Annotated in this window: 9 protein-coding genes; 4 read left to right on the top strand and 5 right to left on the bottom strand. The window is 56.6% G+C overall.

What is annotated here, in order from left to right; all coding sequences use genetic code 11:
* Window positions 1-101: 101 nt before the first annotated feature.
* The 4 genes from WA225_RS24165 to WA225_RS24150 all read left to right on the top strand — a co-directional run bounded on the left by WA225_RS24165 (window position 102) and on the right by WA225_RS24150 (window position 3,962).
* Complete coding sequence (locus tag WA225_RS24165; RefSeq protein WP_422609943.1) at window positions 102-1,016, top strand: urea transporter; 915 nt, start codon at window positions 102-104, stop codon at window positions 1,014-1,016.
* A 21-nt stretch (window positions 1,017-1,037) separates the two neighbouring features.
* Complete coding sequence (locus WA225_RS24160; RefSeq protein ID WP_016987501.1) at window positions 1,038-1,862, top strand: ion transporter; 825 nt, start codon at window positions 1,038-1,040, stop codon at window positions 1,860-1,862.
* Window positions 1,863-1,966: 104 nt separating this feature from the next.
* Window positions 1,967-2,965 (top strand): sulfate ABC transporter substrate-binding protein, encoded by a 999-nt coding sequence (locus WA225_RS24155; RefSeq protein WP_034151535.1) that lies wholly within the window; start codon window positions 1,967-1,969, stop codon window positions 2,963-2,965.
* A gap of 337 nt (window positions 2,966-3,302) precedes the next feature.
* The gene (locus WA225_RS24150; RefSeq protein ID WP_422609942.1) at window positions 3,303-3,962 is read left to right on the top strand and encodes a hypothetical protein; all 660 of its coding nucleotides are present in this window, start codon (window positions 3,303-3,305) and stop codon (window positions 3,960-3,962) included.
* 340 nt (window positions 3,963-4,302) lie between these two features.
* Here the strand turns inward: WA225_RS24150 and qatD are convergent, their stop codons facing one another.
* The 5 genes from qatD to WA225_RS24125 form a co-directional block, all read right to left on the bottom strand.
* The gene (gene qatD, locus WA225_RS24145) at window positions 4,303-5,043 is read right to left on the bottom strand and encodes a Qat anti-phage system TatD family nuclease QatD (RefSeq protein ID WP_422609941.1); all 741 of its coding nucleotides are present in this window, start codon (window positions 5,041-5,043) and stop codon (window positions 4,303-4,305) included.
* Entirely contained in the window at window positions 5,043-6,308 is a 1,266-nt protein-coding gene (gene qatC / locus WA225_RS24140; protein ID WP_422609940.1) for a Qat anti-phage system QueC-like protein QatC, read from the bottom strand. The genes qatD and qatC overlap by 1 nt, the downstream gene beginning before the upstream one ends.
* Window positions 6,305-7,159 carry a hypothetical protein gene (locus tag WA225_RS24135; RefSeq protein WP_422609939.1) on the bottom strand — a complete coding sequence of 285 codons (855 nt, stop codon included), beginning with the start codon at window positions 7,157-7,159 and terminating at the stop codon, window positions 6,305-6,307. Before WA225_RS24135 ends, qatC begins: the two co-directional genes overlap by 4 nt.
* Window positions 7,159-9,093 carry a KAP family P-loop NTPase fold protein gene (locus tag WA225_RS24130; protein ID WP_422609938.1) on the bottom strand — a complete coding sequence of 645 codons (1,935 nt, stop codon included), beginning with the start codon at window positions 9,091-9,093 and terminating at the stop codon, window positions 7,159-7,161. The genes WA225_RS24135 and WA225_RS24130 overlap by 1 nt, the downstream gene beginning before the upstream one ends.
* An 846-nt stretch (window positions 9,094-9,939) precedes the next feature.
* Window positions 9,940-10,551: a hypothetical protein gene (locus WA225_RS24125; protein ID WP_422609937.1), complete on the bottom strand. Its 612-nt coding sequence runs from the start codon at window positions 10,549-10,551 to the stop codon at window positions 9,940-9,942.
* Window positions 10,552-10,758 lie beyond the last annotated feature (207 nt).

Raw genomic sequence — 10,758 nt, 5'->3', positions numbered from 1 at the left:
AATGCGGCCCGGGACGCTCTGCGTCCCAAGAGCAGACGCAGAGCGTCCTTTGAGGCATTCCCACGCACAGCGTGGGAACGATCAGTACCGAATGAACTGCCATGCCTGCCAATCATTTCAACACCCACTGCCCCGACTGGGCCGAGGCTTTGCTCAACGGTTTCAGTCAAATATTCCTCCAGCGCCATCCGCTGTGCGGCCTGCTGTGTCTGTTGGCGATCCTGCTGACGGCGCCGGTGCTGTTCGCCGGTGCGTTGCTCGGTGCCGTCGCCGGTTTGCTCACCGCGCAACGGCGCAACTACGCCAAGGCTGATCGCCAGGCCGGGCTGTTCAGCTACAACGGCATTTTGCTCGGCCTGTTGCTGAGCCTGTATTTTCCGTGGTCGCCAATGCTGCCGCCGCTGATTCTCGCAGCCGGCGGACTGAGCGCGATGGCCACGCAGCAATGGCTCAAACATGTGTACCGCAGCCGCTCGATTCCGGCCTACACCTCGCCGTTCGTGGCGCTGAGCTGGATCCTGCTGTTGTTCGCCGAACCGTCGGCGCCGATGGCGCACATCGAGATGAACACGCTGAACCTGCTCGCCGCCGAACTGCGCGGTCTGGGCCAGGTGATGTTTCTGGATCATCCACTGGCTGGCGCGTTGATCGCCATCGGTTTGCTGATCGCTGATCGTCGGGCGTTTTGCTGGGCAATGCTCGCCTCGGCGATCGGTCTCGGCTCCAGCCTGCTGCATCACGAAAGCGGCTCCGCTTTGCTCGGTCTCGGCAGCTATAACGCCGTGCTCGCCGCCCTTGCCTTCTCCGCGCAACGCCAACAACCATGGCTGCCGCTGCTCGGCATCGTCCTGGCGCTGCTGGTCACGCCGCTATTTGCTGCCGTCGGCCTCGCCACCCTGACCGCGCCGTTCATCCTCGCCGGCTGGCTGATCCGCGCCGGTATTCAGATGCTCGGTAAAACGCCGGTCGAGCGTGCGCCTTGCGCTCATGGGGAGAATCAACCTAGGCTGCGCTGATCTTCGATTCAGGCGTTATCCATGGACAGCAGCAACAGTTGGCGCGAACGGCTTTACGTCATGATTTTCCAGAGCGACACCCTCGCCGGGCGTCGCTTCGACGGCATCTTGCTGTTGATCATCCTCGCCAGTCTGGTGATCGTGATGCTCGACAGTATCGACAGCATTCACCAGAACTACGCCGACGTGCTGGCCTACATCGAATGGGGCTTCACGATCATCTTTCTCGGCGAGTACATCCTGCGCCTGTACTGCTCACCGAAACCGTTGCGTTACGCCTTCAGCTTTTACGGGCTGGTGGATTTGCTGGCGATCGTGCCCGGCATCCTGGCGCTGTATTACAGCGATGCGCAGTACCTGCTGATTATCCGGATCATCCGCATGCTGCGGATTTTCCGCGTGCTCAAGCTCAGCCCGTACCTCAAGCAAGCCAACTATCTGATGTCGGCGCTGCGCGGCAGCAAACAGAAAATCGTCGTGTTTCTGGTCAGCGTCTGCACCCTGGTGACGGTGTTCGGCACGCTGATGTATGTGATCGAAGGCCCCGAGCATGGCTTCACCAGCATTCCCAAAGGCATCTATTGGGCGATTGTCACGCTGACCACCGTGGGCTTCGGCGACATCGTGCCGAAGACGCCGCTGGGCCAGGTGATTTCGTCGCTGGTGATGATCACCGGTTACTCGATCATCGCCGTGCCCACGGGGATTTTCACCGCCGAACTGGCCAATGCCATGCGCGGCGAACAGCTGCAACACGACTGCCCGGTGTGCAAGAAAAACAGCCATGAACATGGCGCGGCGTTCTGCTCTCGATGCGGCAATGCGCTGTTCAAGAAACTGGAATAAGCAAAGAGCTTTTTAATCTTTAAACGACTATGCGCGCGCCGTTATAGTCAGTGGCAATTGAATATCACCCCCAGCTCCTACACAGATAAAACAAGGAATGCGCAGTGAAAAAACTCTTTGGCGCCTCACTTCTCGCCGCCGGCCTGGCCTTGGCCAACATCGCTCAGGCGGCCCCGACGCTGCTCAACGTTTCCTACGACGTGATGCGCGATTTCTACAAGGACTACAACACTGCATTCCAGAAACACTGGCAAGCCGAGCACAACGAAAACATCACCGTGCAAATGTCCTTCGGCGGTTCGAGCAAGCAAGCGCGCTCGGTGATCGACGGCCTGCCGGCTGACGTCATCACCATGAACATGGCCACCGACATCAACGCCCTCGCCGACAACGGCAAACTGGTGCCGGAGAACTGGGTCACGCGTCTGCCGAACAACAGCGCGCCGTTCACCTCGGCCACGGTGTTCATCGTCCGCAAAGGCAACCCGAAAGCCCTGAAAGACTGGCCGGATCTGCTCAAGGATGGCGTGCAAGTGATCGTGCCAAACCCGAAAACCTCGGGTAACGGTCGCTACACCTACCTGTCGGCCTGGGGTTATGTGCTGAAGAACGGCGGCGACGAGAACAAGGCCAAGGACTTCGTTGGCAAACTGTTCAAGCAAGCGCCGGTACTCGATACCGGTGGCCGCGCGGCGACCACCACGTTCATGACCAACCAGATCGGCGACGTGCTCGTGACCTTCGAAAACGAAGCGGAAATGATTGCCCGCGAGTTTGGCCGCGATCAGTTTGAAGTGATCTACCCGAGTGTGTCCGCTGAAGCCGAGCCGCCGGTTTCGGTGGTCGACAAAGTGGTCGACAAAAAAGGCTCGCGTGCGGCAGCGGATGAGTACCTGAAGTACCTGTGGTCGCCGGAAGGCCAGGAGATTGCGGCAGCGAACTACCTGCGTCCGCGGGATCCGGCGGTGCTGGCGAAGTACACCGATCGTTTCCCGAAAGTTGATTTCCTTTCGGTTGAGAAGACCTTTGGTGACTGGCGCACGGTGCAGAAGACTCACTTCAATGATGGTGGGGTTTTCGATCAGATTTACAGTGGGCAGTAAGGTTTAAGCAGGCATGAAAAAGGCGATCCACAGTGGTCGCCTTTTTTGTGCGCATACTTGCATCCAACACTGCCCCCCTGTGGGAGCGAGCTCGCGAAAGCGGTCTCGCATTCAAAACGTGGATGGGCAGATCCAAAGCCCTCGCGAGCCAATCCATTCGCCTAGGGTGATGGTACCGCCGCTGCAATGACGTTAGTTGATACTGGTCTTGCTGTGCTTCATGGCTCTAGCGGTTGTTTCTGATGATTTGCTAGCGCTTTCGAGCCTCATCTGTCGGCTACAGGTGTTGCCAAATGCCCGTACGCTCAGCATTCTTGTCTGCTGATTTGGAGGCGCCATGAAGGCATTCAAGAAGCACGCTTTGCGTTTGATGAAAGACGATCAAGCATCCGTCGCCAGAAGAAAACTATGGCCTGCGATGGTGGATCGAGTGCGCACTGTCTTTACTGACGTCGAGCATTCACCTTTGGCCGGCCACTACGGCTCGCTATATCTTCACTCAGTGGTTCCCGAAGCCCTTCGCGGCTTTCGAGGGGATCAGATTCTGGGCCAATTACAACTCTCCTGCGGTACGAGGCAGTTAGGGCTTTGGGGCGTCGGGGCAAAGGTGGAGGAAAGGGAGGGAAAAGCTAAGCCTCTGTTCGAAGGTGACGCCGCGCTGTGGTTCAACCAAGCCCCGTCGGGAATGGTGACCGTATTCATGGCTCCCTACGGCTCTGACAATCTGAGGATGAACGAAGAAAATATCGTTTTGGGAATGTACAAGAGTCCAGCCAAGATCACCGATCGGGAAATCAGGAAACTCCTCTCGAAATTCTTCAAGTATCTGTCCATCACAAGCGCCCATCACCAACAGGCATTTAACGAATATACCTGGCGACTGTGGCTTATCTACAGGGATGCTCGCACTCGCAAATACAACGGTGGGATCAAGCTATTGGAACGCTTACTGATTACGGCCGGAGCGGCTGCCTGCATCATTCCGTTGCTTCCTTAGTCGCCGTGTCGAGGCCGACTGAGCTGGGTGGTACCTAAAGACCGTTGAGACACATTGGCCACTTTTGACCGATTTCTACCTGTCACCACCGGTGGTATCGCCCAGCCCTAAACCGATGATGGTCACCAATCAGGCTGGTCAAATCCCACGCAGATAAAATGCAATCATCTAGTCAAATGCGATAAACGAGTGATCAATACGAATGCGATAAGGTGGTCAAGCTCAGTCCCTTTTCGCAATCTCCGCATAGGACATAGAGGTTTGCGTGTGTGCAGGGCATAGCCTGGATTATTGGTGGGAAGCCTCACGTATTACGAGAAGCGTGAGAACGCAACCAGAGTCAACCGGCCCCGTGTATCAGACCGATCAGCCGCCGAGCATTTAATTCAAGACCCATTATTACTTCACCCACTGGTACGTCCCATGCCTGGGCCAGCAGCTCAGCCGTTTGGCCTGCGCTCCACGGCATGACCGTGGCACCATTAACCTGGGCGAACGGCCCGTCACTTTCCGGAACGACTCGATCACGAGGCAGTTTCTTGGCTAGCGCCTTACCGGATGCCGAGTTGAACGCTGCCGGTCCGATGCTGAACCAGCACCCCATTTCCGAGGCGGACCTAAGCTCGGCAGCCGTACCCGTAAACCAATGAAGAACAGCTGTGCCAAAACCAGGGTGTTCATTGAGAACAGCCAGCACGTCTCTAACGGCCTGGCGCGAGTGAATGCTCAGCACGCGCCCACCCACGTTGGCGCATTGCGCTACCACCGAAGTGAAAACTTTGTGCTGAGCTTCGTAGCTGTGCTGGAAGCGCTTGGAACCATCCAACCCGACCTCTCCAACGGCAGCTACGTGTTTGATCTGCTCAATCAAAGTATCGAGCTCAATGTAACGCTCATGGACGATTTCCGGATGCAGACCCGGAGTGATGAGCACATTCTCATGACCGCCAAGCACTTTGCTGGTAGCGGAGAATGCACGAGGGCTGGTAGTGACCAGCCAAGTAAACATGTTTTTCTCCACCGCTTGCGCGAAGACCTCGCGTGCATTGGGATAGAGATCGAGATGGCAGTGGAAATCCATCAAAGCAATCCGTCTCCGGTCAAAAGGGCCTCCAGCTCATCGATCCCGTTGGTAAGCACAGATCGGTACTGAGGTCGTTCGGTAATAGGAGCAAAGGCTAGTGATGCTCCCAGAAACCTGTCGATACCCCTATCTCGCGCCGTGAGGACCGCCAATGCTACAGCCATTGGATCATCTGGCCCGCTGGATTTGTCGCTTCCTACCAAGTTTGGGAATACATAGCGGGTTGCATCAGCCCCTGATGTCCAAGCACCGAAAGCAGCCCTGCGGATCATACAAGGCACGCAGCGACCGCAGTGAGTTCGATTGTAAGTACGGAATCGTCCGCAACTGGTCGTATCGGAGGCCAGCGCCTGTAGACGCGGCTGATCCAAGCACTCATTCATCATCTGCCCTTTAGTCCTGAACCGATAGGGCAAGTCCAACTGCACCGCGATCCCTAAACCATCGAGCACCTGCTGCAGTTTACTGATGAACAGAGGATGAGTCGTACGAGTACTCAGGCTCGACACTCGCCCAGGAACAAGTGGAGGGTTCACGCAAATGAAGCCGTTCTCTGGAATGTAAATAGTGGGGCGCGCGGCACGAAGCCGAGACGCGGCCAGCACGGCGAAAGCATAGAACGCCAATGAACGGCCACGCGTCGAAGGTTCGCGGGGCCCCTTGAAGCTGATCCCATGACTCCACTGATAGTGAGCATCGGCACCACCAAGCAGGGTTGCATAATGGCGTTGGCGCTCAGAATCCTCATGAGCCAGTTGAGAAACAAACAGAGGATGCCGCCCCTGGGCCACGAGATCCAAACCGCCGATAAGACTGTCGAGGCCACCAGACAACAAGGAGACACAATCTTGATCCTTGGCGGTGAAACGACCCAGAGGGGGTGGCACGCCTGCATCCGTGAAGACGAGAGTCCAATAGTCGCCTGTCAGAACCTTCAGCAGTTGCTCAAGCTGCTCCTTCCACGGATTCCATCGCAATGGCTCATGAAGCCCAACACTCAGCTCAATCGTCCGAGTCCAACCATCAGCACTTGTGCTGCGCATCGCACAAAGGTCGGTCGCACAGACGGCCAAGCAGAACTGAACGAAGTCCCAAGCCGCAGGGCTTGGGCGGAACCCTTTGCGCTTCAAGGAACCGTGCCAACTCTTGGCGATCGTACCGACACCATCACGCTTGGCGCTTTTGAAATAGGTGAAGGCCCGCTCCCCTTCGGCGAGTTGTGCGGGAAGACGGGCAACGCTGGTACAAATGACCTTGATCATTCTGCAAATACCTCCAGAGCAGTCTGCAGCACACTATGCGCAAGAGTCTGGGGATCGACTTTCTGCGCCGCTAGACCTTCCATGATTCGCTGCACCTCACCGTGAACCCATTGCTTGATGTCATTACGAAACGCCTGGATCTCGACCGGTGAATACTTGAGCTTTTCATAAGTCTGGCCCAACTGCAGATCCATCCGGTTGCAGACTTCGTTGGCGATCGTGAACCCAATGACCGCCGTGATCTGTTGGTCATCAAGCTGAAAAATGTCGACGTTGGGATTTTGTTCGTACAGCTGCGCTAACGCATCGGCGGCGGCGTTTCTCAACGACTCATCGTCGACACTGCCGGTGTCCGGCATGACTTCCTTGATGAGCTCCAAGGCAAGATCGCTGGCTGAAAGGTTCTGGCCGCGAACCCTCTGAATCCAGTCGATTACTTGAGGGTCAGTACCGGCCCTGACCGCTTCGAGAAACGATCCCAGTTGCCCGGCGCCTTGAGCAACCCCACGCATGGTGTTGTTCGCGCGCCCTGCTCCGCCCATCCCCTTTTTGATCATGGCGCTGGCGGCGCCGCGAAGCGCGTCACGACCACCTCCAGACAGGTATTTGCCCATCTTTGATCGGGCCGGCATAAACCTGCGATCTGGCGCAATGTCCTGATCTTGGGCGGGCTCTAAGCCCGTCTCACCATTTTCAGGTGCATCTTGGGGAACACCCTCGTCACCATCTGGAGCACCATCCGGTGCTCCGCCATCTGGCGCGGGGCCACCGGCAGCATCGCCCTGATCTAACCATTCCGGATCAAACGGAGAACCCGCCTTGCCGCCACCACTCGATGTAGAGGTACCCATCAGATTCCATCCCTTTGCGCCGGTCGAGGGGCGTTTTTCAATGCGGCCGCAATAGCATTTTTGGTCGGTTTACTCACTGCAGGGTCTTCCAACCACGCCGTTAGCGTTTCATGTGCCCACTGCTCAGCTCCCAAAAGAGGGATGAATCCCGGCCCGAGCATTTTGGCAGGCGCGAGCCTGATCAATGCTGCAGCGCGCTTTCCAAGAGCTGGATAAACCCTGCACGGCTCGATCAACTTGATGAGCTCGTCCTTTGATTTCCAAGTGCGGCTGGACGCCGTACCTTGCCACGCCTTCTCCATCGCAAGCTGAGCCTGGTTGGCATCCACCAGCTTGATGGCTTGCGTGAGCTGATCGTTCGAACTGGTGGCCACTTTGAGTACATCGCGCAGCTCCCGGGAAGCTGGTGTCATGCTGTCGTCCCCAAAGTCTCGCGTAGCCGTGTCACGACTCAGGTGCAGCAGAGGGCGCAAGTCCTGAGCACCGAGCGGGGGAGCTAGCTGCAGCCACTCAATCACGAAGGAATCATTGCTGAACGGGCTAGGTAGATCTCCTCCCTGCGCCGCGATGGTCTCGGCGTCCAGCAACTCTCGGATTTCCCCATCATTGTCGGAACTGACCATCCCAGAGAGCGCTTTGGCAAGATCCTCATTGTAACGCTCCAGCAAATGCCACTTGGCCAAAGACGGGATATCCAGCGTGATGCCTTGAGGCGCGGCTAGTGACTCACGCAGAAAAACCGTGTTTAGAAAACGCTTCATGAGCCGTGGATTCGCGCTGATGCTGGATGATTTGAACATCAGGGTCGCCAAGCCTTCAGCCAGATCCATCAACTGCTGAAGTCGTGTATCAGTCCCCACGAGATCATGCAGAAATACTGAGGTGATCGTCTCGCCAAGCCAACTCCTGGCTAACCTATGCGGTATGTCCACTTTGGCTTGGTCGAATTTTTCAGGTGGGAACGTTCCAGCCCGGGCCTCTCGTTCCAGCAGAAGAAGCACCAGATACGCCTTGGCTTCATTCACGCCGATGCGCGGTACATGCAGAGGCACTTGAATCAGCTTGTCAAAGTAGTTGGTAGCGATGTCGCTCGTAATGCCAGTGCCTTCGAAATGCTTCTTCACGGCACCGTGGATAAATTCGTTGTCGGCAGCGATCACGAAAGCCGTGCGCTTGAGAAACAAAAGCAGCCTGATGGATTCGAGGGTGGAAATTGCCGTCTCCGGCAAGCACCGATCCAAGTCATCGACAAACACCACCAAGGTGATGCCAAGCTCTTCTAGTAGCTTTTCAAGTGCGGATCTGAAGGCATGGATTTCGTTGGGCAGCGACAGAGGCTTCGCCGGGTTCAACAGACCATCGGCCTTGAAGTCCAGCGACTCACCTTCTTTCTTGTCTCCCCCCTCAGCCGCGTCGCCATCTGAGCTGAAGGCGCTCCAGAGACCCGAAACCTTCCCGATCGCTTTGCCGATCGCACCGACGGGCACTCCGGTGGTAATCGTGATTGCGGCCTCCCCCCCAAACTGCGCCAACCGCAGCAGGTTGATGCGTTTCAGAAGGTCGAGGGCTTTCTTCAGCAGCGTCTCATCACCCTTCGCCAGCTTCAGCACTTCATCGCCGACGATTTGCAGCAATGCACTGCGAGCGCTTTCGAAGTCCTGATACAGCCACGGGTTGAAGGTGATGACAACGTATCGGTGTTCGGGTTGAGATTGGGCACCTGTGGTAGCAGGTAGTGACGGGGTTGCTGAAGCCACCGGGGCTTCGAGGCGGGCGGCGATCATTTTGACAAGAGAGGACTTACCGGCTCCCCAACCACCTGACACACCTATCGAAATCGGCTCACCACGACTCTGCCGCAGAAGACTGGCGCAGGCATCAGCCACGACGCCAAAGTTCAGATAGTCGACCGTTGTCTCGTTGTCATGCCACATGGATTGAAGTCCGTTTCAGTTTTCGTGCGAGGAACGCTTGGTCACTGGATGCTCGTGGCAGCAGCGCCTGGGCAGGGCCAGGGAAACGTCCGTGTGTTTATCTTAATGCGCCCACTTAAGGCCGATGACAAGGCAGGCCATAGACCAAACAATCCCCCGAAGCTCTGAAGCAGGCAAGGCAGGATTTCAACGATTCTAAGTCACTTGACAGCAACATGACATATCAAAAAACATGCTTTACTCCAAGCCTCTTCCTGCGTCTTCCAGTGCTCGGACCTGCCGGATCCCAGACCGTTGAAAAAGGAAGTGCGCCACTACGCTTTCAAAAGACTGGTGCTGATATCAAAGGGTGACAGAACTTACTCCCCCTTGGTGAGCCCGCGGGCTGGGTGACTGAGCCGCAAAGGGGCACTTGCTTGCCTTTTCGGGCTAGGACGGGTTACAGAACCGAACAACGCAATTCGCATTTGTTCCTCTGTCAGCATGTCCTTCAATTTAAAACCTCAGAAGATTTGGGGTGGCCCATCCGGGCCAGTTGAAGCCAAAGCGTGCCTATCGATCGGGGTAATTATGACGCAGAGATTCGGTTGATTCCGGAATGTACAGGCTCCATGTCTTATATTCTGAGCTTCAATCCTCGCGTTTCACGGCCAATAGCATACCTTTCCAATAGAGGCCGTTATGGTAGATGTGAGCAAGCAATTCGAAATGGCTTAGCTGCAGCCCCGCCGTAGTCACATTGGGATCACGCTCGGGCATCGACATACCGAAATAGAAGGATGGCGATGTGTTGAACATATGACCATGGGGAGGATTTTCTCTTCCACAGAGGTCATACAGCGGCAATTACATCGGCGGAGTAACCCCATCCTTCCCCGCAGAAATCGACTGCGCCGTCAGCGTGCCATCCGCACTCTGCGTGACGAACGTAACGATCTTCACCCCAACCTTCAGCAAACTCCGATCCCCCGGCATCAAATTGACGATCGGCACATCCTCCGGCACCAGAATCTTCTGCTGCCCGCCCTTGTAGTTCACCGTCAGCACCCGGCCGTTGCTCACCACCAGATCACCGACGCTGCCATTGGTCATGCTGCTGCCCTTGGCCAGATCGAAAGGTCGATGACCATCGCCACTGCCCGCCAGCTCCGGCGGAAACACATGCACTTCCAGCGCCTTGAGCGTGCCGTCCTCCTGCGGCATCGCCGCCGAACCGATGTAGCTGCCGGGTTTGATATCTTCGATATTGGCGAGGGTAACGGCGCGGACCTTGGTGTCACCGGTCAACTGAATCACCACGTTCTCGCCGCTGTTGACGTGGACTTTCAAGGTGTCGGCGCTGACCCCGGTGATCTCGCCGCGCACGCCGAGGCGCATCCCCGGTGCGTCGGCGGCCTGCACGCTCGTCGCACCGAGCAGGCTAGTCAGGACAATCGTTGCGATAAGACGAAGCTTCATTGCAATCCTCCGGTCATGAATGTTGAACAAGCCGATGCAAACATAAGCACGCTATCGAACAGGATGTAAGTGAATGTATCATCGACCCGCAACGGTCGGACGCAAGGTCCGCCGATGGATGACACGCCGCTAGCACCCGGTCATTCCGCAACGGAATAACTGATATCAATCGCCGGCGCCTTCTGCCCTTGCGGATTAATCCTTAGC

The sequence above is a fragment of the Pseudomonas sp. genome (assembly GCF_049300855.1).
In the GTDB taxonomy this organism is placed as follows: Bacteria; Pseudomonadota; Gammaproteobacteria; order Pseudomonadales; family Pseudomonadaceae; genus Aquipseudomonas.
The sequence above is the reverse complement of the archived record's forward strand: the minus strand, read 5'-3'. Positions and strand labels throughout refer to the sequence as shown.

Excerpts from the sequence above, each read along its gene's own strand:
- WA225_RS24165 (WP_422609943.1), top strand. The coding sequence starts at position 102 with ATGCCTGCCAATCATTTCAACACCCACTGCCCCGACTGGGCCGAGGCT.
- WA225_RS24160 (WP_016987501.1), top strand. The coding sequence starts at position 1,038 with ATGGACAGCAGCAACAGTTGGCGCGAACGGCTTTACGTCATGATTTTC.
- WA225_RS24150 (WP_422609942.1), top strand. The coding sequence starts at position 3,303 with ATGAAGGCATTCAAGAAGCACGCTTTGCGTTTGATGAAAGACGATCAA.
- qatD (WP_422609941.1), bottom strand. The coding sequence starts at position 5,043 with ATGGATTTCCACTGCCATCTCGATCTCTATCCCAATGCACGCGAGGTC.
- qatC (WP_422609940.1), bottom strand. The coding sequence starts at position 6,308 with ATGATCAAGGTCATTTGTACCAGCGTTGCCCGTCTTCCCGCACAACTC.
- WA225_RS24135 (WP_422609939.1), bottom strand. The coding sequence starts at position 7,159 with ATGGGTACCTCTACATCGAGTGGTGGCGGCAAGGCGGGTTCTCCGTTT.
- WA225_RS24130 (WP_422609938.1), bottom strand. The coding sequence starts at position 9,093 with ATGTGGCATGACAACGAGACAACGGTCGACTATCTGAACTTTGGCGTC.
- WA225_RS24125 (WP_422609937.1), bottom strand. The coding sequence starts at position 10,551 with ATGAAGCTTCGTCTTATCGCAACGATTGTCCTGACTAGCCTGCTCGGT.